Genomic DNA, 19,741 nt, shown 5'->3' on the forward strand with positions numbered 1-19,741 from the left:
AGCGAAGATGACGAAGAAGAGCCGCCGGACGCATTCTCCGGCATTCAAGGCGAAGGTTGCTTTGGCTGCGGTCAAAGGCGACAAGACACTGGCGGAGCTGGCGCAACTGTTTGATGTTCATCCGAACCAGATCACGATCTGGAAAAACCAGCTCCTGGAAGGCGCCGCCGGCGTGTTTGGGCATGACAAGACATCGGCCGAGACGCCGGTCGATTTGAAGGCGTTACATGCCAAGATCGGCGAGCTGGCGTTGGAAAACGATTTTTTGTCCGGCGCGCTCACCAAGGCGGGCCTGCTGAGCGCAAAGCGATGATCGACCGCGATCATGATCTTTCTATCGTGCGCCAGGCGAAGGTCCTGAAGCTGGCTCGCAGCACGGTCTACTATGAACCTCGGCCAGTTTCGGCCGAGGACCTTGCCTTGATGCGTCGGCTCGATGAGCTGCATCTCGATTATCCCTTCGCGGGAGCGCGTATGCTGCGATCGTTGCTGCGGCGGGAGGGCGTATACGCCGGTCGCCGCCACATCGCGACGCTGATGAAGCGCATGGGGATCGAGGCGGTCTATCGTCGCCCGAACACGAGCAAGCCGGCTCCGGGTCACAAGATCTACCCGTACCTGTTGCGCGGATTGAAGATCGAGCGGCCCGACCATGCGTGGGCAATGGACATCACCTACATTCCGATGCGGCGTGGCTTCGTCTATCTCGCGGCGGTCGTCGATGTGTTCAGCCGACGGGTCCTGGCCCATCGCGTCTCGATCACAATGGAGGCGGCCTTCTGCGTCGAAGCGGTCCAGGAGGCGTTGGCGAAGCACGGCAGGCCCGAGATTTTCAACACGGATCAGGGCAGCCAGTTCACCAGCCTCGAGTTCACCGATGTGCTGCTGGACGCGAAGATCGCCATCAGCATGGACGGCAAGGGCGCCTGGCGCGACAACGTGTTTGTCGAGCGGCTCTGGCGCACGGTCAAATACGAAGAAGTATATCTCCGCGCCTACGACAGCGTGTCCGAGGCGCGAGCGTCAATTGCCAAGTATCTGGCCTTCTACAATCAGGGACGCCCTCACTCGAGCCTTGACGGGCGCACGCCCGACGAGGCTTACTTCGGCACGCAAGCTATGGTGATGGCCGCATGACCGTCGCCGACGGTTTTGTCGTCGCTCTGGTCGGGCTACGCCCTCCCGACGCAACGACAAAACCGTAAAGCCCCGCGTTCAGCATAACCCGGCAGGAATCCACTTAAATCCAGCGGGGCGCTGTCCAAACAACCGGGGCCAGCTCTAAGTTCTATTCCGATCCGACCCACCCCGATCCCAACCTGCAGAGGATATTGCTGCAGCGAACGATCCATAGCGGAAAGCTCGTCCTGACGGGCGACGCGCTCGGGCTGGGTGTCGTGCTCTACCGCATATTGCCGCCGACGGTGGTTCCCTAAATTAGTTGAACGCAAACCAGACCTTGGCGACGAATGTCGCGCCGCACCAGTTCGAGACCAGGCCGTCCGGGTTGGTGATCGGATTGACACGGCCGCCCGGCCGCGCATTTGGATCGCCTGTAAAGACGAAGCAGTTTTCCTTCGACAGATTGGTGTCATAGTAGCGCAGATCGAGGTTGAGCGCCTTGTGCGTGAACGTCACGCCGGCCTGCCAGTTGAGATAGGCAGGCAGCGGGAAGCCGCCGAGTTGCGGGGTCTGGTTGCCAAACCAGGAATAGCCGGCGGCGGTGGTGAACGACACGGTCAGGTTCTGCAGCAGAAGCCGCTCCGGCACGTCGAAGCCGACTCCGGCCGCCACATATTGGCTCCAGGCGCCGGTGTTCGAGACGTTCGGAGAATAGGCGTAACCGCCGGCGACGCGGAACTGATCGCCGATGCGTCGATCGCCGCGGACCACGATCTCCCAATAATTGATGCCGTTGGTCTCGCCAGGAAGTCTTTCACCGGGATAGGCGAAATAGGTCGCCCCAAGATCAAAATCGATCGTGGCAATCTGCGGGCGCATGCCGGCGGCAAAGGTGAGTTCGGCGGCCGGTTGGGTCGGCAGCTTGACGGTGGCGACCGTTGTGCCGGCGTAGAGCGGGCCCCATCTCGTCTCGAAGGCGGCGCCGGCCGCGGGGCCATGATCGGACAGCGTGGTCCCGCGATAGATGTAGTCGGATGCAAGCCCCGCGCGCGCGCTGAATTCGAACTCGTCGGCAGGCGTTGCGTGGGTGGTGTCGGCCGCCGACCAACCGCGGTTGCCGAGGCCGAGCGCCCCGGCCGGGGATTGGGCCAGCGCCAGACCGCCGGTCACGGGTGCAAGCCACAATCCGGCCAGCGCGGCAAATAAGGCGCCGCTTGCACCCCGAAACGATGTTTCGTGTCGCCGCAAGTCGATCATCCTCCCAGAGCGACCGCGATGCCAACCAGCGTACTACCGACAGCCACCATCGCAAGTCCCGCCACTGAAGGCCGCAGCCCGCTACGAACCCCGAACACGTAACCGCAACAGAACAGCATCACGATGGCGACGGCATAGGAGACGCGCAGCGCCAGTCTGGCATCGCTCAGGAACAGGAACGGGATGACCACCGGGAAGGTCGACAGGAAGCTCAGCAGGCAAAGGCCGAGCGCTCCGATCCAGTCACGCTTCGACAGCCCTGGACCGGGAGCCGGCTCAGGCAATTGTTGCAACCGTTGCCGCAGCGATTCCAATTGCTCTACGGGCAGCATGGCCGACAATTCCGGCGGCAGTGCGTCGGCAATGACGCGGCGCGCTGCTTCGGGATCCGGCGCCTTGCGGATCGCGCGGAGGGTCAGAATCTTGTCTCCCCGGTCATTGATGCGCGCCAGCAGATAAAGACCGCCGTCAACGATGCCCCAGGCGAGGTTGCAGCCGAGCGCACCAACCAGCATCGTCTGAACATTGATATTGGTCCCGGTCGCGACACCAAGCGAGCAGATGAAGGTAAGGGCCATGATCAGCCCGAACAAAGTCTCCGAGATCCGTTCCATCGGATCAAGTACGTCCCCGAACGGAGTATCCCGTCCCAATAGAGCCATGGCCTGGTCTTCGATCACCGTTTGCAGGTGTCATCGAGGCTCATGTCCGGCTTTCGCTCCTTGAGCTAGGTCAAGGCGGCTGGGCACGAGTGCTGGGCCGACCGGCCGGCGGACGCCGCCCGTGCCCGCCACATCGTGGACGATTTTGCGACGTCGGGTTCTGACCGACGTCACTCGGGCCTGATAGCGCCTTAGCCGAGCCTTTGGTCCCGCACGTCCTGCGTATCCTCCGTCGCCGTCTTGACGGCGGCGGTCGCGGCGCTCTTTGCGGCCCCCTTGCGGCTGGCGATCTCCACCGCCTTGCGGCCGGAGATCTCGTGGCCGGCGTCGGCCGGCATCTGCCAGAAGAACCAGCTCGACGCCGCCGAGGTCAGCGCGATCACGACGAAGGCCGGCGCGAACACGGTGGCGTCGATCTCGCTGACATGGCTGAACCACATCGTCGTTTCCACGCAGGCCGCGCCGACCGCGACGCCGGCGGAGACCGCGAGCTGCTGGTTGACGCTGACCAGCGTGGTGGCGCGGCTCATCTGCGCGGTCTCGACGTCGGCATAGGCCACCGTGTTGATCGCGGTGAACTCCAGCGAGCGGAAGAACCCGCCGACCACCAGGATCACCATGATGATGAGCAGCGGCGTCGTCACCGTGAACAGTGCGCAGACGCCGAGGAAGAACGCGCTGACGATCGCGTTCACCGTCATCAAGTTGCGGAAGCCGAAGGTGCGGATGATGCGCGCGGCCAGCGTCTTCATGCCCATGGCGCCGAGCGAGGAGCCGAAGGTGACGAGGCCGGAACGGAAGGGCGACAGCCCGAATCCGATCTGCATCAGCAGCGGAAGCAGGAACGGTAGCGCGCCGATGCCGAGCCGGAACATGAAGCCGCCGAAAACGGCCGCGCGCAGCGTCGGCAGCTTCAGTAGCGAAAAATCCAGCACCGGCGAACCCGTCCGCCGCGCGTGCAGGACGTACAGCGTCATCGAGATCGCTCCGCCCACGACCAGCGCCGCGACCGTGCTCCAGGGCAGAAGGTTGAGCCCGGCGACGGACAGGCCGAACGCGATGCCGGCGAGACCAACGCCCGCGAGCACCATGCCGTAAAGATCGAACGGTTCCCGCGTCTCGCTCTTGATCGGATCGATGAAGCGCAAGGCCATGAAGATACCGAGCAGCCCGATCGGAATGTTGATCAGGAAGATCCAATGCCATGACGCATAGGTCGTGATGAAGCCGCCGAGCGGCGGGCCGATCACGGGACCAATGAGGGCAGGGACCGTCACCCAGGCCATTGCGTTGACCAGCGCGCTCTTGTCGACCGAGCGCAGCAGCACCAAGCGCCCGACCGGCGTCATCATCGCCCCGCCCATGCCCTGAAGGATGCGCGCGAATACGAAATCGGTGACGGAGGTCGAGAGTGCGCAGCCGATCGAGCCGACCATGAACACGCCGACCGCGATCGCGAACACCATGCGCGCGCCGAACCGGTCCGCAGTCCAGCCGCTCGCCGGGATGAACACCGCGAGCGACAGCAGATAGGAGGTGATGGCAAGCTTGAGCGTCAGCGGGCTCGTGCCGATGTCGGCCGCGATCGCGGGCAGCGAGGTGGCGATCACCGTCGAATCCATGTTCTCCATGAAGAGAGCGGTGGCCACGATCAGCGGAATGACGCGTTGCTTGTCGACCATGACGGATTGGTAATGAAAATCAGAAGGAAAGGTGGACTTGCGGCTTATCACCGCCGCTCCGCCGGGACCATTGCGGATCAACGCATAGCACCTAAATCCTGCGTAACAACGGTGTGACCCTCGACGGCGGGTGCGCGCGCTCCCTCGTCATTCCGCGGCGCGCCCCTTGGCGGGCCCGGAATCCATCGGGCCCCAGAGACCGCTGCGGGATGGATTCCGGGCTCGCGACTTCGTCGCGCCGGGGAATGACGAGGGGGGCCGCCACCCGGCCATCCACGCCGAATTTACTTAAAAAGCCTGTGCATGGCTGGCCGGCGGTCCGATTTGCTTTGATTCGTCGCGTGGCCGTGCTATCGACCCGCGTCAACCCCACCGATGGGCTCCGATTCTCCGGCGATGCCGCAAGGCACGCTGAGGGCGGCGCTCATCCATAGCTATTTGCGGCAGGGCCGCAGGAAGGAGTTGGCAGATGGCCACGGTGCAACTTCAAGGCATTCGCGAAGCCTTTACGTTCGACGACGTGCTGTTGAAGCCGGGCCTGTCGGACGTCATGCCGGGCGAAGTCGACATCCGCTCCCGCGTCACCCGCGCCATTCCGCTCAACATCCCGATCATGGCGTCCGCCATGGACACGGTCACCGAAGCCCGCATGGCGATCGCCATGGCGCAGGCCGGTGGCCTCGGCGTCATCCACCGCAATTTCGATCCCGAGGGGCAGGCCGCCCAGGTCCGGCAGGTCAAGCGCTACGAGTCGGGCATGGTGGTGAACCCGCTCACCATCAGCCCCGAGGCCACGCTCGACGATGCGCTCAAGCTGATGAGCGACCACGGCATCTCCGGCATTCCCGTCGTCACCGGTGCGAGCAAGAATACGCCCGGCAAGCTGGTCGGCATCCTCACCAACCGCGACGTGCGGTTTGCCACCGACCGCCGGCAGAAAGTCTCCGAGCTGATGACGCATGACGGGCTCGTCACCGTGCGCGAGAATGTCAGCCAGGACGAAGCGCGGCGGATGCTGCACCAGCATCGCATCGAGAAGCTGCTCGTGGTCGACGAGCAATATCGCTGCGTCGGCCTGATCACCGTGAAGGACATGGAGAAGGCGGTCGCTCATCCGCTCGCCTGCAAGGACGCGCAGGGTCGCCTGCGCGTCGCCGCCGCCACCACCGTCGGCGACACCGGCTTCGAGCGCACCGAGCGGCTGATCGATGCCGGCGTCGACCTCGTCGTCGTCGACACCGCGCACGGCCACTCCCGCCACGTGCTGCATGCGGTCAACCGCATCAAGCGTCTGTCCAACTCCGTCCAGGTCGTTGCCGGCAACGTCGCCACCACCGAGGGCGCGCAGGCGCTGATCGATGCGGGCGCGGACTGCATCAAGGTCGGCATCGGCCCGGGCTCGATCTGCACCACGCGCATCGTCGCCGGCGTCGGCGTTCCCCAGCTCACCGCGATCATGGATGCGGTCGAGGCTGCAAAGAAGTCCGACATTCCCGTCATTGCCGACGGCGGCATCAAGTTCTCCGGCGACCTTGCGAAAGCGCTCGCCGCCGGCGCCGACATCGCCATGGTTGGCTCGCTGCTCGCCGGCACCGACGAGACCCCCGGCGAAGTGTTCTTGTGGCAGGGCCGTTCCTACAAGGCCTATCGCGGCATGGGCTCGGTCGGCGCGATGGCGCGCGGTTCGGCCGACCGCTATTTCCAGCAGGACATCAAGGACACGCTCAAGCTCGTGCCTGAAGGCATCGAGGGCCAGGTGCCCTACAAGGGTCCGGTCGGCAACGTCATGCACCAGCTCGCCGGCGGCTTGCGCGCCGCGATGGGCTATGTCGGCGCAAAGGACATGAAGGACCTGCACGACAAGGCCCAGTTCGTCCGCATCACCGGCGCGGGCCTGCGCGAAAGCCACGTCCACGACGTCACGATCACGCGCGAGAGCCCGAACTATCCGGGCGCGGGTTAGGCGCTCCGCACAACGCTGTCATGCCCCGGCTTGACCGGGGCATCCAGTACGCCGCGGCTTCTCGGCTCAATCACAGGCGTCTCGGAATACTGGATCGCCCGCCTTCGCGGGCGATGACAGCGAGAGTGTGCTTTTGTATTGACGCGCTCCTTTCCCTCCGCTTCCGTCCATGCCGAAACAAAATCCGGAGGAAGCCATGTCCCAAGCAAAACGCATCGTTCTCGCCGCGCGTCCCGTCGGCGAGCCAAAGCCGTCCGATTTCCGTATCGAGGAATTCGCGATTCCGGCGCCCGGTGCAGGTGAAGTCCTGCTGCGCACGATCTGGCTTTCGCTCGATCCCTATATGCGCGGGCGCATGAGTGACGGTCCGTCCTACGCAGCACCTGTGCCGGTCGGCGGCGTGATGGAGGGCGAGGCGGTCAGCGAGGTCGCGGCCTCCAACAATCCTGATTTCGCCAAGGGCGACATCGTGCGAGCCCGTACCGGATGGCAGTCGCACGCAATCTCCAACGGCAAGGCCTTGATCAAGGTCGATCCGAAGCTCGGTCCAATCTCGACCTCCATCGGCGTGCTCGGCATGCCCGGCATGACCGCCTATACGGGCCTGCTCGAAATCGGCAAGCCGCAGGAAGGCGAGACCGTCGTCGTCGCCGGTGCCTCCGGTGCGGTCGGCTCGGCCGTCGGCCAGATCGCGAAGATCAAGGGCGCGCGCGTGGTCGGCATCGCCGGCGGCAAGGACAAGTGCGACTACGTGGTGAAAGAGCTCGGCTTTGACGAGTGTCTCGATCATCGTGAAATCGATTTCGCCGCGAAGCTGAAGTTTGCCTGCCCGAAAGGCATCGACGTCTATTTCGAGAATGTCGGCGGCGCCGTGTTCGAGGCGGTGTTCCCGCTGCTCAATCCGTTCGCGCGCGTGCCGGTCTGCGGCCTGATCGCCCATTACAACGACACCGAGGCCAAGCCGCCGAAATGGGCGGCCAGCATGATGCGCGCAACGCTGACCAAGCGGCTCACCTTCCGCGGCTTCATCGTCTCCGACTTCGCCAACCGCCATGGCGACTTCCTGCGCGACATGTCCGGCTGGGTCCGTGACGGCAAGGTCAAGTACAAGGAGTTCGTCACCGAGGGCCTGGACAGCGCACCCGGCGCCTTCATGGGGCTCCTGAAGGGCGCCAATTTCGGCAAGCAGCTGGTGCGGGTCGGGCAAGATAAGGCGTAAGGCGTTTTGGGGTCGCGTGAGGAAAACGCGCCAGACTAGACGCTAGAGCCCCGGAACAGGGCTCTAGCTGCAAGGCCTAGTTGCAAAGGCGTCACACCCCGGACATCGATGGTTAACAAAGAGTGACCGATTGGCCACACCTGCCCGCAAAAGCCGCAGGTGTGACCGTCGGTTCATTGACGGCTGAGCGAAGGCATTGAATCATCGCGCATATTTTAGGTGCTGCGATGTTAGAGATTGGTATTTTCAGCGTAATCCTTCTGGCTGCCGGCTATTGGGCGACCTTGTTTGTCATGGGCCGTCGCGACGACGTCATCCATGGCAAGTTCGTCCACGTCGACGAGGAGGGCGATTTCACGCCAGCCGCGATGCCGGCGCCACCACCGCCATTCCCGAAGCGTCCGGGCAAAGCTGCGCAGCCTGACAAGGTCCAGCCTGCGAAGGCGGAGGCGAGGCCGGTGAACAGCGATGCGCTGCAATCGCTGCTGGCTGCGATCCAGCAGGATCTCAAGACCATCGCCTGATCCGCAACCTCAAACGCTGCCGCGCTCGACCAGGAACAGTTCGACGGCGAGCCGCTGTTCGGCGCGTGGCGTGCCTGATAGCCGCGCCAGCAGCAGTTCGCCCGCGATCCGTCCCACAGCCGCCGCATCGAACGAGATGGTGGTGAGACCGGGCGTGATCTGATCGGCGACGTCGTTGTCGCCGAAGCCGAGCAGCGCCAGATCGCGCGGCACCGAGAGGCCGCGGGCGCGGGCCTCGATCAGCGCGCCGGTCGCAAGCAGATCGTTGGCGCAGAACACCGCATCGACGTCGCCGCCGCGTTCGAGCAGGGCGGTGAAGGCGGCGCGGCCGTCGGCCAGTCCCGTGATCTCACCGACGCCGATCTCGTGGACGATCTCGAGGCCCAGCTGTGCCGCTGCGTTCTGAAATCCGTCGCGGCGGAGTGCGCCACGGCCGCTGCCGCGTCCGATGAAGGCGACGCGGCGATGTCCAGCTTCAGCCAGCCTGCGCGCCGCCATCGCGCCGGCATCCGCATTGGGCAGGCCGACCAGCATGTCGATGGGGTCGCGCGGAAACGCCCAGGTCTCGATCACGGGAATGCCGAGCTCGAGCAGCGCGGCACGATTCTCCTCGAGCTCGATCACGCCGGTGAACATCACCGCTGCGGGGCGGATGCCGCGCAGCGACTGGATCATCGCGACTTCCTTGGCATAGGAGTAGGAGGTCTGGCCGACCAGCACCTCGAAGCCTTCCGGCTCCAGCGCGGCGGCGAAGCTGCGCACCGCTAGGCCGAACTGCTGGCTGAGGATGTTCGAGACGAAGGCCATCACCACGTTCGAGCGCCCCGAGCGCAGCGCGCGCGCATGCGGATTGGAGGCGTAGCCGGTCGCCTCGATCACTTCGAGGATGCGTTCGCGAGTCTCGCGATTGACCTTCTCGGGGTGGCGTAGCACCCGCGACACCGTGATCGGCGCGACGCCGGCGCGCTCCGCGACTTCCTCGATGCGCGGCGGCCGCCCGCTCGCGCTGGCGCGGCCGGGCGGCGCTGGAATGCGCACAACGTCGTCATAGGTCGGCTTTGCCGGATCGGTCATCGAATCCCGAGTGTAATCGCAGTCGGTATCGTCTCCAAAACTCAGCGCGCCGGCAGCTCGTCTCGCAACAGCGCGCGGCCGACCTGGACCAGGCAGTCGCCGCTCTGGCTGTCGGTGTGCAGGCGCTGCGAGATCACGATGCCGTCGGCGGGGAAGCGCAACGCCTCTTCCGGCAACTCCGGGCGCTCGAAATCATGGTACCAGCCGGCGACGTCGCCGGCCGCAACCCGCGTGCCGACCATGACGGCGGGCTCGAACCAGCCGCGCCGCGTCGCGAACACCGCCTGCGCATGGCTTTGCAGCGCCAGCAATTCGGTGGCGCGCTCGACCGGCGCATGCGGCCCCAGCACCGGCGCCTGGACGAGGCCGAGCGCGAGCAACAGCCGGTCGATCGCGCGTGCCGTGAGCGCCATGGTCTGCGGCGTGACGGTGCCGCCGCCGCCGAATTCACCGGAGAGCCCGATCGCGCCGGCGCGTGCAGCCGCGGCCATCGAGGTCGGAGCGGTCGCGCCGTTTTCCGCGACGAAGGCGAAGGGCATCCCCAACCCCTCCATCAGGCGCAGCGCGTGGCCGAACATCTCGGGCGTGCCCTGCCGCTCGATCAGCGCGCAAGGCACATGCGCCATCGAGGTGCCGCCGGAATGGATGTCGAAGACGACTTCGTGCCGCGGAAACAGCTCGTGCTCGAGGAAGTGCGCAAGCCGGAACGTCGGCGTGCCCGCGGCATCGCCGGGGAAGGCGCGGTTGAGGTTGCCTTCGTCGAGCGGCGAGCGGCGGCGCGCGGCCATCACGGCCGGCCAATTGGCGAAGGGCAGGATGGTGATCTCGCCTTTGACGTCCTTTGCATCGAGCCGGCGATACAGCCGTGTCAGCGCGATCTCGCCCTCATATTCGTCGCCGTGATTGCCGGCCATCAAAAGCAGTTTTGGCCCGGCGCCGTTCTTGATCCGGAAGATCGGGATCTTGAGCTGGTAGTAGGGGGAGCGATCGATCGAGAAGGGAATGCCGAGATGGCCCGACCATTTCTGGTCTTTCTCGAAATCGATCTCGTGGAAAAGTCCGGTATGCATGGCTTGCCTCGCGGCCGCGCCGTCGCCGGCGCCGGCCAAAGGTTGAAAGGGTGGCGGTGCCTTTAAAGCAAGGCGACCGCGGTCATCTCGACGCGCAGGTCGGGATCGGCGAGGCGGGCTTCGACGCAGGCGCGCGCCGGCGGGTTGGCCGGATCGATCCAGGCATCGTAAACCGAGTTCATGGTGTCGAAGTCGGTGATATGAGGCAGGAAGACGTTGACCGCGATCAGCTTGGAGCGGTCCGATCCGGCCTCCTTCAGCAGCGCGTCGATCTTGGCGAGCACCTGCTGGGTCTGCGACACGATGCCGGCCTTGCGGTCGTCAGCGACCTGGCCGGCGATGTGCACCATACCGCCGGCGGCGACGGCCTGGCTCATGCGCGAGCCGACGACGTAACGTTTGATCATCTCAAAATTCTCCTCGTGAAGCTTGGCTCCCACATTGGTGCGGGAGCCGTGTGCTAGTTCACAGCGTCGGCAGCGTCTGCTCTTCCTTGAACCATTTCAGCTGAAGTGCGCCGAGCTTGCCGTTGAGCTTGTTGAAGAAGATGTCGGTGTTGATCCAGTTGAGCAAGTTCTGCTCGCCCTGGCGCACGCCGACATGGGCTGGCGACTGGCGGATCAGGAATTTCAGCTCGACCTCCTTGGTCGGGTTCTGGTCCTGAACCTTCAACGCGATGGCACTGTTCTCGGCAAAGGTGTCGGCTTGTCCTGCGAGAAACGCGGCGAGCGCGGCCGGCGTGTCCTCGAAGCGCACCAGCTTCACCTTCGGCGCGTTGTCGGTGAGCCAGACGTCGAGCGTCGAGCCCTTGGCCACCGCAACGCTGCGGCCATCGAGATTGTCGGGCTTCTTGCCGGTCGCGGCCGGAATTGCCTTGGCGCCATAGACGCCGAGATTCACCACCGCATAGGGCTGCGAGAACATCACCTGCTGGGCGCGCTCGGGCGTCGCGCCGAGGCCCGCGATCAGGATATCGATCTTGTCCGAGAGCAGGCTCGGGATGCGCGCTGCGCCCGTCACCGGCACGAGCTCGAGCTTCACGCCCATGTCGGCGGCGATCAGCCGCGCGAGATCAGCGTCCAAGCCCGCGATCTCGCCCTGGTCGTCCTTGAAGCCCCACGGCGCGGCATCGGTCAGGAGGCCGACGCGCAGCTTGCCCGCGCCGAGCACGTCCTGGAGCTTGTCGGCCTGTGCGAGGGTGGGGGCAGCGAGCACGGCGAGCGCGGTGGCTGCAATCGCAAAGAGGGACTTCAGTTGTCTCATGACTCTCTCCTGGTGGCGGATGGCTGGTTGATCATTTGGCGGACGCGATGAAGCTAGCGAGCTCGGGGGTTTCAGGATTGGCGAACAGTTTTGCCGGTGGGCCCTGTTCCCAGACGCGCCCCTGATGCATGAAGACGATGCGGTTGGCGACGTTGCGGGCAAAGCCCATCTCATGGGTGACGAGGATCATCGTCATGCCCTGCTTCGCCATCGCCTCCATCACCTTCAACACTTCGCCGACGAGCTCGGGGTCGAGCGCGGAGGTGACCTCGTCGAACAGCATGAGGTGAGGGGCCATCGCGAGGCAGCGCGCGATGGCGACGCGCTGCTGCTGGCCGCCGGAGAGCTGCTCCGGCCAGGCGTCGATCTTGTCGGCGAGGCCGACGCGGGTCAGCACATCTTCCGCCAGTGCACGCGCTTTCGCTTTGTCGGTGCGGCCGGTGAGGAGCGGGGCGAGCGTGATGTTGCGCTCGACTTTCAGATGCGGAAACAAGTTGAAAGCCTGGAACACGATGCCGACGCGCTGACGGAATGCCTTCAGGTCAGGCATCCTGGCGTGGACCTTCTCACCCTCGACGCGGATCTCGCCGGAATCGACGCTCTCCAGTGCATTGATGCAGCGGAGCAGGGTCGACTTGCCCGAGCCGGAGCGGCCGATGATCGTGACGATCTCGCCTTCCTCGACGTCGAGCGAGACGCCCTTGAGCACCTCGACCTTGCCGAATGTCTTGTGCACGTCGCGGATTTCAACGAGAGCCATCGAGGCGGGCCTCCAGGGAGCGGGACCAGAGCGTGAGCGGCAGGCACAGCGCGAAATAGATCGCGGCGACCAGCGCGTAGGTGAGCAGCGGCTGGAACGTCGCCGCGCTCACCACTTGGCCTGCGCGGGCAAGCTCGACGAAGCCGAGGATCGAGGCGAGCGAGGTGCCCTTGATCAGCTGCACCAGGAAGCCGACGGTCGGCGGCAGCGACAGCCGCAGCGCCTGCGCCGCGATGATGTGGCGGAATTGCTGCCAGGCGGAGAGGCCGAGACAGCTGCCTGCCTCCCATTGCGCCTGCTTCACGGCTTCCAGCCCGCCGCGCCAGATCTCGCCGAGGAAGGCGGCGGTGTAGAGCGTGTAGGCGACGGTGACGGCAACGAGGGCCGGCACCTGGATGCCCAGGAACATCGGCATGCCGAAATAGAAGAAGAACAGCAGCCCGAGCAGCGGCACGCTTTGGACGATCTGGATGCACGCCGCCATCGTCCAGCGCAGGCCGGCGAAGCGGCTGATGCGGCCCGTGGCGAACGCCAGCGCCAGCGGCGCACCGAAGGCGAGCGCGAGCACGACCAGCGCAACGGTCCAGCGCAGCGCCGCGAACAGCGAGACGAAATCGATGAGGGTGAAGGATCGCATCGCCTTGTCCTCAGCGCCGCCGCGGCCAGCGGAAGGCCGCCAGACCGATGATGGCGAACAGCGCCTTGAACGACATCGCCATCGTGAAATAGACGACGCAGATCACCGCATAGACCTCGAAGCTGCGATAGGTGCGGCTCTCGATGAAGCCCGCGACATGGAACAGCTCGTCGGCGGCGACCTGCGAGGCGAGCGAGGTGCCGAGCAGCAGCAGGACGAACTGGCTGGTCACGGCCGGATAGGCGTTGCGCAGCGCCGGCGGCAGCAGGATGTGGCGAAACACCTGCCAGCCCGACAGGCCAAGGCACTGGCCGGCCTCGATCTGGTTCTTCGGCACGGAGTCGAGGCCGGCACGGATGATCTCGACCGAGTAGGCCCCGAAATAGAGCGACAGCGCGACGGCGGCGGCTTCGAACGCCGGCAGCTTCAAGCCGAAGTTCGGCAGCACGAAGAAGACGATGAAGATCTGGATCAGCGACGGCGTGTTGCGGAACAGCTCGATGTAGCCGCGCACCAGCCAGCGCAGCGGCGTGATGCGGCCGTTCAGCGCGACCGCGCCGGCAACGCCGATCAGGAGCCCGGCCAGCGCCGCGATCACCGTCAGCTCGAGCGTGACGATGGCCCCGTCGATGAGCTGGTTCTGATAGCGCCACAGCGGCAGGAAATTCATCGCGCGAGCCGCCTCAGCCGAACTGAGTGGGGAGGGCGCGCGTCACGACGCCGTCGGCGTCGAGGCCGAGGATGACGCGCCAGCGGTCGAGGCAGGTGCAGGGATGCGAGATGCCGAAGGCGATGATGTCGCCGACCGCAAGCGTGCCATCGGGCGCAACGGACAGGAACGCATGCTGGTCATTGAGACGGGTGACCGACAAGGTCTCGGCGAGCCCCTGCTGCGCGACGCTGTCGCGGAAGACGCGCAGCGGCACCGGCAATCCCTGATCGAAGGAAGCATCGCGCATGCCGAAGCCAGCGATCGCGAGGCCTGCCTCCGGCCGCGACAACACTTCGGCCCAAAGTGTCAACGCAGGCCGGAAACCCTCGGCCGCCGAGTGCCGCGCGCCGTCGACGACGTCGAAATAGGCCGAGCCGCCGGCGCTGATGATCAGCGGCCGGCCCGGAGCAGCATGACGTACCAGCGCGAAGGCCTCGATGGTGCGCTCCATCAGCGCCGCGATCGCGCGCATCGTCTCGTCGGCATCGGGCGTTGCGACCGCGCCTTCGTAAGTGGCGACACCGCCGAGCAGGAGGCCGTCGGCCGCGAGCACGGCCGCGATCGTCGCTTCGACCGCGGCGCGATCTCGCGCGCCGGCGCGGCCCGCACCGAGCTCGACCAGCACGGACAATTCGCGGCGGTCCGCAATCCGCGCCGCTTCCGCCAGTGCTGCGACCGCCGCCTGTGAATCCGCGAAGGCGTGAAATTCGACGTCGGGATAGGCGCCGAGCAACGCGCCGAGCCGCCGGCCGGCCGCGAGGCCGCCGATTTCGTTGGCCAGCAGCAGGCGCCGCTCGCCGCTCGCGAGCAGCACGGCGGCCTGCTGGATGTTGGCAACCGTCGTGCCCCAGGCCCCGGCCTCGCGCAGCGATCGCGCGAGCTCCGGCGACATCGGCGTCTTGGCGTGGGGCGCAACGGCAACGCCGGCGCTCTTGCACCAGCGCAGGAAGAGGTCGCGATTGGCCGCGAAGGCGGCTCCATCGAGGGTGAGGGCGGGCAAAGCGAGATCGCCGCGGGAGGGCTGCCAATCCTGGCCGGCGATCTCCTCGATCGGCAGGCCATCGACCAAGGGAATGCCCCGCGTGGTCGTTGAAAGACGTTGGCTCTCCCACCGGGACAAGAACTGCATCGTCGCTCCCTCAGCGGCCCCTCGACCGCCAAGGAACGATATGTCGGAATGACAACGTTGTCATTAGGGGATTCTAGCCAATCTCGGCGCGAATTCGATGCAATGAGGTAATTAGGTAAGGTATTGTGCCCGTGAATTGGGCTAGTGCTCGCCGCCCATCTGGGCGAGCAGCTCCTCGATATCGACATCGACCTGGCCCGCGGCCCTGACATGACGAACTTCAAGACTGCTCGGACGGAAGCGGTATTCGACGAGCCCGACTTCCTTGATCGCGATGCGGTCCTGGCGCGCGTCGTTGATCCTGAAGCCGGCCGACGGCGCCCAGACGTGGCGGGTGTGGCGGTAGGTGAAGTCGCGCCGCTGGTGCACGTGCCCGCTGGCGATGAGGCGCAGGTCCACTGTCGAGAACATCTCGATCAGGCGCGCGCGTGCCGGCTGCGGCACGTAGCGGATCGAGGTCTCCGGCGTCTCGGGGTCGTCGGGCAGGTTGAGAAACATCGGCTTGTGCACGAACAGCGCGATCGGCCTGCCGTTGATGCGCGCCATTTCCCGGGACAACCAGTCGAACTGCTCAGCCTCGAAGGCGAGCCCGGAATTCATCACCAGCGAGTTGAGGCCGATGAAGTGCCAGCCGGCCGCTTCGAACGACCAATGGTCTTCGCCGATGATGTCGCGGAATTGTTGGCGGTGCTTTTCCTCGACCGGCGGCTTGGGCGCAGGCCCGCTCGCGGTTGGATTGTCGCCGATGTCGTGATTACCGGGGAGGTAGCGGCAGGCGACGGGCAGGGCGTCGTGCCGGCTCTTGGCGAATTCGACATCGTCGCGACTTGTCGGCCCGTCGAAGGAGACGTCGCCGGTGTTGACGACGAGGTCGGGCCTATCAGCGTCGATGTGTTCGCTGACGCGATCGAAGTTGGCGATCAGGCCGGGGAAGCGCCGGCCGAGATGGGTGTCGGAAATCTGCGTGAGGCGAAATTCGGACATGGCATGAGCATACGCGTTGTCGCACGTCGGAACGATGACGGCGCGCGCATGCATCGCCATGAAACAAAGTTTAAAGCACGCGATAGCGGATCGTGTAGGCGTCCTGCGGGGCGACGCTGCCGGTTGCCGGCGAGGCGATGCGGTCGGCGAGGTGCCAGGGCCCGAACTGCTCGGACCGATGCGGCTCGGCGGGCAGGCGGAGGCGGAATTCGAACGTGCCCTTGCCGGGCAGGTTCACGACCAGCATGCGGTCGGCGGTGCGGTGGTTGAGCGCCACCGCGCCGCGCAGCACGGAGCGGCCATCACCGAGCTCGCGCACGCCGTCGACCAGCGCCAGCGTCTGGTTGCGGTCAGTGTGCAGCTCGATCTGGCTGTCGGTCGCCGCCGTCAGCGTTTCCCTGGGCATCCGGATCTCGAACTCGACCGCCGGCTTGGACGGGTTGAGGCCGAGATAAGCCAGCGCGGCGTGACGCATGTCGTAGGCGGCGAAGGCGAACAGGGCGAGGGCGGCCAGAGTGGCGAGACCATGCCTGACGACGTCGCGCCAGCTCCGGTAGCTCAGGCGGAAGTACACTGTCATCGCCAGCGCGACCGCGAGCGCGGCCGCGATTCCCGCTAGTGCCGACATCAGGACGCCGGATTCGGTCAAAAGGCTGGAGAGGGTGTTCATGTCAGTCTCTTGGCGCTAGCTCGCCTTGCGGTCCCAGGGGCCGAAATCGCTTTAACTATCGGCCTTTGGTCGCGGGACCGGGAACACCGGTTCAACTCGTTGATTGTCAGCGCCAGCAGTCGCGGCTAATGACGGTCCGCGGTGTTCCGCCTGACGGGAAAGTTCCGATGTCCATCCAAATGGTTTTGCTGCCTGTCTTCGTGCAGGTCGGTCTCACCTTCGCGCTCCTGATCGGAATGGTACTGGCGCGCCGGCGCTCGCTGGTCTCCGGCGAGACCAAGAGCCGCGACATTGCGCTGGGCGAGCAGTTCGAATTGCCGGTGCTGTTCTACGCGCTGATCGCCCTGGCGCTGCCCTTGCGCCATGCCGATCTCTTCATCGTACTGATGTCCTGGGTGTTCGTGGTGACGCGGTTCGCCCATGCCGGCGTGTTCGTCTCCTCCAACGATCCCGGCCGGCGCTCCACGATCTGGCTCGCGGGCGTGCTTGTGCTGCTCGCGATGTGGATCTACTTCGCGGCGAAGATGCTGTTGTTGATCTAGGCGCGCGCATGATCCGGACCCGGAGGGCCGCGTTAGCGCAAAGTGGATACCGGTTTTCCGACAAGATCATGCGCAAAACAAAAATAGCCATTCCTGACCTGAAAGATTCAAATGACTCCCGCTGCCCGGCTGTCCGCAGCCATCGAACTGATCGACACCATCGAGAAGGACCGCGTGCCGGCGGCCAAGGCGCTCAAGGAGTGGGGCACCGCGCACCGCTTCGCCGGCTCCGGCGACCGCGCCGCTATCGCGGGCCTCGTCTGGGACGTGCTGCGCCGCTATGCCTCGAGCGCCTTCCTGATGGACGCCGACACCGCACGCGCCCGGCTGATCGGCATGCTCCGCCTCGAGCGCAACATGGACGCGGCCACCCTGGGCGCGCTGTTCGACGGCAGCCGGTTTGCACCGGCGCCGCTGACCGAGGCCGAGCAGGCCGCGCTGGCCTCGCGGTCCCTCAAGGACGCGCCGGCTGCGATCGCCGGCGACTATCCGGACTGGCTCGACCCGTACTTTGCGAAAGTGTTCGGCGAGGAGCGCGCCGCGGAGGCGGCCGCGATGGCGAGCCGTGCGCCGCTCGATTTGCGCGTCAACACGCTAAAATCCAATCGCGACAAGGTGCTGCGCGGGCTTGCTCATCTTCATGCGGAACCGACGCCATGGTCCGCAAACGGCCTGCGCATCGAGCTTTCGGCCGATGCGCGCAATCCCGGTCTCCAGGCGGAGGAGGATTTCATCAAGGGCGCCGTTGAAGTGCAGGATGAGGGATCGCAGCTTGCGGCGAGCTTCACCGCGGCAAAACCCGGCGAGCAGGTGATCGATCTCTGCGCCGGCGCCGGCGGCAAGACGTTGGCGCTCGCAGCCCTGATGCAGGGCAAGGGCCGGCTGATCGCCACCGACAGCGACAAGCGCCAGCTTGCCCCGATCCACGAACGCCTGTCGCGCGCCGGCGTCCACAATGCCGATGTCCGCACGCCCAAGGGCGAGGCCGATCCGCTGGCCGACATCAGCGGCACCGCCGACCTCGTCGTGATCGACGCGCCCTGCACGGGAACCGGCACCTGGCGCCGCAACCCCGACGCCAAGTGGCGCATGCGCCCCGGCGCGCTCGAGATCCGCCTGCGCGACCAGGCCGAGGTGCTGGAGCGCGCCGTGCCGCTGGTCAAGGCCGGCGGGCGCATCGCCTACATCACCTGTTCGGTGCTGGCGGAAGAGAACGGCGAGCAGGTGAGGGCGTTCACCGCCCGCCATCCCGAGTTCGCGGTCGTGCCGCCGGAGCAGACCGCAAGCGTGCTCTGGGACAAGGCGGAGGATTTTGCAAAGGCCGCGCTGCAGTCGGACGAAGGCTGGCTGATGACGCCGCGCCGGACGGGGACGGACGGGTTCTTCGTCTCGGTGCTGAAGAAGACGTAGCTCTCGTAGTGACCCTCGTAGGGTGGGCAAAGCGAAGCGTGCCCACCGTTCGTAGTGTGAAAGATGGTGGGTACGGCGCGCGAAGAGCGCGCCTCTGCCCACATGTGCCGCGCCGCAGTTCCCCAAAACAAAAGCCCCGCGAACCGAAGCTCGCGGGGCTTTCTAACTCGACGTTCTGCCGGTACGTCCGTGGTCAGAACGGTGCGTGGGCGTTAGCCGACGCGGAGATTGTCAGCCGACGACTTGCCGCTGCGGCGGTCGGCGACGATGTCGAACGAGACCTTCTGACCCTCGTTGAGGGAGGAGAGGCCAGCGCGCTCGACGGCGCTGATGTGAACGAACACGTCCTTCTGGCCGTCATCCGGCTGGATGAAACCATAACCCTTTTGGGTGTTGAACCACTTCACGGTGCCCATAGCCATGGGAATTTCCTTTAGTTAGTTAGAGAGGATACGCACGTGGACCGGTACGCGAAATTGCGCCCATGATCCTGTTCAGTCGATGTTTGGGGAAGTCATCTGAAGCGTGCGCGCCCGTCTGCAACGAAGCGAAGCGGCCCAGTCGTTCGGCCAAGTATCGATGATCACAATATAGCGAGAATTTGGGGCTACTTCAAGGCACCACCCGTGGGCCGGCATGTGGCGCGGCTTTGCTATTTTGCGGTGCAAATGAGCCGCCCGACAGCCCTCAATCCACGATGAAAAGCGTCGCCCCCGTGGCCGTCGAGGACCGGTGCGCGGCGTCGCCGAAGTCCGAGACCTGGTAGCTCAGCCCCGCGGTGAGCTTGAATTTCCGCCCGTCGCGCAGCTCGCTGTCGAGCTCGCCCTCGAGCACGTAGAGCACGTGGCCGCGGTCGCACCAATGGTCGGCGAGATAGCCCGGCGAATACTCGACCATCCGCACCCGGAGATCGCCGATGTTGAGCGTCCGCCACTTGGCTTGCCCGGTCTCGCCGGGATGCGTTGTGGCCTCGACCTTGCTCCAGTCGGTGACGGTGAAGGGGGAGGCGGGGAGTTTCATGGGTGGTGATCCTGTCTCAGAGCCGGCGGGCGCAGTGTTAG

The 19,741-nt window shown here is 65.5% G+C and carries 21 protein-coding genes; 6 read left to right on the plus strand and 15 right to left on the minus strand.

Annotation, left to right across the window (positions count from 1 at the left end; all coding sequences use genetic code 11):
• Positions 1-7 precede the first annotated feature (7 nt).
• Positions 8-1,137 (plus strand): IS3-like element ISRj2 family transposase gene (locus tag J4G43_RS22180; protein WP_129557670.1). Its coding sequence is split into 2 segments (ribosomal slippage): positions 8-260 and positions 260-1,137, totalling 1,131 coding nucleotides; the frame shifts between segments, so codons are not numbered across the junction.
• A gap of 300 nt (positions 1,138-1,437) precedes the next feature.
• On the opposite strand, the gene J4G43_RS22185 is transcribed toward J4G43_RS22180, so the two are convergent.
• From J4G43_RS22185 to J4G43_RS22195, 3 genes are all read right to left on the minus strand, one after another.
• Entirely contained in the window at positions 1,438-2,370 is a 933-nt protein-coding gene (locus tag J4G43_RS22185; RefSeq protein WP_208086300.1) for a TorF family putative porin, read from the minus strand.
• Positions 2,371-2,375: 5 nt separating this feature from the next.
• Positions 2,376-3,059, minus strand: coding sequence for a VIT1/CCC1 transporter family protein (locus J4G43_RS22190; protein ID WP_208086301.1), 684 nt, complete (start codon positions 3,057-3,059; stop codon positions 2,376-2,378).
• A 173-nt stretch (positions 3,060-3,232) separates the two neighbouring features.
• Positions 3,233-4,723 (minus strand): MFS transporter, encoded by a 1,491-nt coding sequence (locus J4G43_RS22195; protein ID WP_208086302.1) that lies wholly within the window; start codon positions 4,721-4,723, stop codon positions 3,233-3,235.
• A gap of 469 nt (positions 4,724-5,192) precedes the next feature.
• On the opposite strand from J4G43_RS22195, the gene guaB reads away from it, so the two are divergent.
• From guaB to J4G43_RS22210, 3 genes are all read left to right on the plus strand, one after another.
• Positions 5,193-6,686, plus strand: a complete 1,494-nt coding sequence (gene guaB, locus J4G43_RS22200) for an IMP dehydrogenase (protein WP_028150953.1) — start codon at positions 5,193-5,195, stop codon at positions 6,684-6,686.
• 196 nt (positions 6,687-6,882) lie between these two features.
• Positions 6,883-7,905, plus strand: coding sequence for an NADPH-dependent curcumin/dihydrocurcumin reductase (locus J4G43_RS22205; RefSeq protein ID WP_208086303.1), 1,023 nt, complete (start codon positions 6,883-6,885; stop codon positions 7,903-7,905).
• Between the two features lie 227 nt (positions 7,906-8,132).
• Positions 8,133-8,429: a hypothetical protein gene (locus tag J4G43_RS22210; RefSeq protein ID WP_085402226.1), complete on the plus strand. Its 297-nt coding sequence runs from the start codon at positions 8,133-8,135 to the stop codon at positions 8,427-8,429.
• Between the two features lie 9 nt (positions 8,430-8,438).
• Here J4G43_RS22210 and J4G43_RS22215 read toward each other — a convergent pair whose 3' ends face one another.
• The 10 genes from J4G43_RS22215 to J4G43_RS22260 all read right to left on the minus strand — a co-directional run bounded on the left by J4G43_RS22215 (position 8,439) and on the right by J4G43_RS22260 (position 16,728).
• Positions 8,439-9,503 (minus strand): LacI family DNA-binding transcriptional regulator, encoded by a 1,065-nt coding sequence (locus J4G43_RS22215; RefSeq protein WP_208086304.1) that lies wholly within the window; start codon positions 9,501-9,503, stop codon positions 8,439-8,441.
• Positions 9,504-9,544: 41 nt separating this feature from the next.
• Positions 9,545-10,573 carry a succinylglutamate desuccinylase/aspartoacylase family protein gene (locus J4G43_RS22220; protein WP_208086305.1) on the minus strand — a complete coding sequence of 343 codons (1,029 nt, stop codon included), beginning with the start codon at positions 10,571-10,573 and terminating at the stop codon, positions 9,545-9,547.
• A gap of 62 nt (positions 10,574-10,635) precedes the next feature.
• On the minus strand, positions 10,636-10,980 hold the full coding sequence (locus J4G43_RS22225) for a RidA family protein (protein WP_018645782.1): 345 nt from the start codon (positions 10,978-10,980) through the stop codon (positions 10,636-10,638).
• Positions 10,981-11,038: 58 nt separating this feature from the next.
• The gene (locus J4G43_RS22230) at positions 11,039-11,836 is read right to left on the minus strand and encodes a transporter substrate-binding domain-containing protein (protein ID WP_208086306.1); all 798 of its coding nucleotides are present in this window, start codon (positions 11,834-11,836) and stop codon (positions 11,039-11,041) included.
• Positions 11,837-11,867: 31 nt separating this feature from the next.
• A complete protein-coding gene (locus J4G43_RS22235) occupies positions 11,868-12,596 on the minus strand; it encodes an amino acid ABC transporter ATP-binding protein (RefSeq protein WP_208086307.1) in 729 nt (242 codons plus the stop codon).
• Positions 12,583-13,233 carry an amino acid ABC transporter permease gene (locus J4G43_RS22240; protein ID WP_208086308.1) on the minus strand — a complete coding sequence of 217 codons (651 nt, stop codon included), beginning with the start codon at positions 13,231-13,233 and terminating at the stop codon, positions 12,583-12,585. The genes J4G43_RS22235 and J4G43_RS22240 overlap by 14 nt, the downstream gene beginning before the upstream one ends.
• 10 nt (positions 13,234-13,243) lie before the next feature.
• The gene (locus tag J4G43_RS22245) at positions 13,244-13,903 is read right to left on the minus strand and encodes an amino acid ABC transporter permease (RefSeq protein WP_208086309.1); all 660 of its coding nucleotides are present in this window, start codon (positions 13,901-13,903) and stop codon (positions 13,244-13,246) included.
• A gap of 13 nt (positions 13,904-13,916) precedes the next feature.
• Positions 13,917-15,074, minus strand: coding sequence for an alanine racemase (locus J4G43_RS22250; RefSeq protein ID WP_208086310.1), 1,158 nt, complete (start codon positions 15,072-15,074; stop codon positions 13,917-13,919).
• Positions 15,075-15,215: 141 nt separating this feature from the next.
• The gene (locus J4G43_RS22255; RefSeq protein WP_208086311.1) at positions 15,216-16,058 is read right to left on the minus strand and encodes a metallophosphoesterase family protein; all 843 of its coding nucleotides are present in this window, start codon (positions 16,056-16,058) and stop codon (positions 15,216-15,218) included.
• 70 nt (positions 16,059-16,128) lie between these two features.
• Entirely contained in the window at positions 16,129-16,728 is a 600-nt protein-coding gene (locus J4G43_RS22260; protein WP_208086312.1) for an acriflavin resistance protein, read from the minus strand.
• A gap of 167 nt (positions 16,729-16,895) precedes the next feature.
• On the opposite strand from J4G43_RS22260, the gene J4G43_RS22265 reads away from it, so the two are divergent.
• Together J4G43_RS22265 and J4G43_RS22270 are read left to right on the plus strand one after the other, a co-directional pair.
• Positions 16,896-17,270 (plus strand): MAPEG family protein, encoded by a 375-nt coding sequence (locus J4G43_RS22265; protein WP_208086313.1) that lies wholly within the window; start codon positions 16,896-16,898, stop codon positions 17,268-17,270.
• A gap of 111 nt (positions 17,271-17,381) precedes the next feature.
• Complete coding sequence (locus tag J4G43_RS22270) at positions 17,382-18,680, plus strand: RsmB/NOP family class I SAM-dependent RNA methyltransferase (protein WP_208086314.1); 1,299 nt, start codon at positions 17,382-17,384, stop codon at positions 18,678-18,680.
• 212 nt (positions 18,681-18,892) lie between these two features.
• Here the strand turns inward: J4G43_RS22270 and J4G43_RS22275 are convergent, their stop codons facing one another.
• Both J4G43_RS22275 and J4G43_RS22280 read right to left on the minus strand, forming a co-directional pair.
• On the minus strand, positions 18,893-19,102 hold the full coding sequence (locus J4G43_RS22275; protein WP_008141931.1) for a cold-shock protein: 210 nt from the start codon (positions 19,100-19,102) through the stop codon (positions 18,893-18,895).
• Between the two features lie 265 nt (positions 19,103-19,367).
• Positions 19,368-19,700 (minus strand): DHCW motif cupin fold protein, encoded by a 333-nt coding sequence (locus J4G43_RS22280; RefSeq protein ID WP_208086315.1) that lies wholly within the window; start codon positions 19,698-19,700, stop codon positions 19,368-19,370.
• Positions 19,701-19,741: the final 41 nt, after the last annotated feature.

The sequence above is a fragment of the Bradyrhizobium barranii subsp. barranii genome (assembly GCF_017565645.3).
GTDB classification, from domain to species: domain Bacteria; phylum Pseudomonadota; class Alphaproteobacteria; order Rhizobiales; family Xanthobacteraceae; genus Bradyrhizobium; species Bradyrhizobium barranii.

Excerpts from the sequence above, each read along its gene's own strand:
- J4G43_RS22195 (WP_208086302.1), bottom strand. The coding sequence starts at position 4,723 with ATGGTCGACAAGCAACGCGTCATTCCGCTGATCGTGGCCACCGCTCTC.
- guaB (WP_028150953.1), top strand. The coding sequence starts at position 5,193 with ATGGCCACGGTGCAACTTCAAGGCATTCGCGAAGCCTTTACGTTCGAC.
- J4G43_RS22205 (WP_208086303.1), top strand. The coding sequence starts at position 6,883 with ATGTCCCAAGCAAAACGCATCGTTCTCGCCGCGCGTCCCGTCGGCGAG.
- J4G43_RS22210 (WP_085402226.1), top strand. The coding sequence starts at position 8,133 with ATGTTAGAGATTGGTATTTTCAGCGTAATCCTTCTGGCTGCCGGCTAT.
- J4G43_RS22215 (WP_208086304.1), bottom strand. The coding sequence starts at position 9,503 with ATGACCGATCCGGCAAAGCCGACCTATGACGACGTTGTGCGCATTCCA.
- J4G43_RS22220 (WP_208086305.1), bottom strand. The coding sequence starts at position 10,573 with ATGCATACCGGACTTTTCCACGAGATCGATTTCGAGAAAGACCAGAAA.
- J4G43_RS22225 (WP_018645782.1), bottom strand. The coding sequence starts at position 10,980 with ATGATCAAACGTTACGTCGTCGGCTCGCGCATGAGCCAGGCCGTCGCC.
- J4G43_RS22230 (WP_208086306.1), bottom strand. The coding sequence starts at position 11,836 with ATGAGACAACTGAAGTCCCTCTTTGCGATTGCAGCCACCGCGCTCGCC.
- J4G43_RS22235 (WP_208086307.1), bottom strand. The coding sequence starts at position 12,596 with ATGGCTCTCGTTGAAATCCGCGACGTGCACAAGACATTCGGCAAGGTC.
- J4G43_RS22240 (WP_208086308.1), bottom strand. The coding sequence starts at position 13,233 with ATGCGATCCTTCACCCTCATCGATTTCGTCTCGCTGTTCGCGGCGCTG.
- J4G43_RS22245 (WP_208086309.1), bottom strand. The coding sequence starts at position 13,903 with ATGAATTTCCTGCCGCTGTGGCGCTATCAGAACCAGCTCATCGACGGG.
- J4G43_RS22250 (WP_208086310.1), bottom strand. The coding sequence starts at position 15,074 with ATGCAGTTCTTGTCCCGGTGGGAGAGCCAACGTCTTTCAACGACCACG.
- J4G43_RS22255 (WP_208086311.1), bottom strand. The coding sequence starts at position 16,058 with ATGTCCGAATTTCGCCTCACGCAGATTTCCGACACCCATCTCGGCCGG.
- J4G43_RS22260 (WP_208086312.1), bottom strand. The coding sequence starts at position 16,728 with ATGAACACCCTCTCCAGCCTTTTGACCGAATCCGGCGTCCTGATGTCG.
- J4G43_RS22265 (WP_208086313.1), top strand. The coding sequence starts at position 16,896 with ATGTCCATCCAAATGGTTTTGCTGCCTGTCTTCGTGCAGGTCGGTCTC.
- J4G43_RS22270 (WP_208086314.1), top strand. The coding sequence starts at position 17,382 with ATGACTCCCGCTGCCCGGCTGTCCGCAGCCATCGAACTGATCGACACC.
- J4G43_RS22275 (WP_008141931.1), bottom strand. The coding sequence starts at position 19,102 with ATGGCTATGGGCACCGTGAAGTGGTTCAACACCCAAAAGGGTTATGGT.
- J4G43_RS22280 (WP_208086315.1), bottom strand. The coding sequence starts at position 19,700 with ATGAAACTCCCCGCCTCCCCCTTCACCGTCACCGACTGGAGCAAGGTC.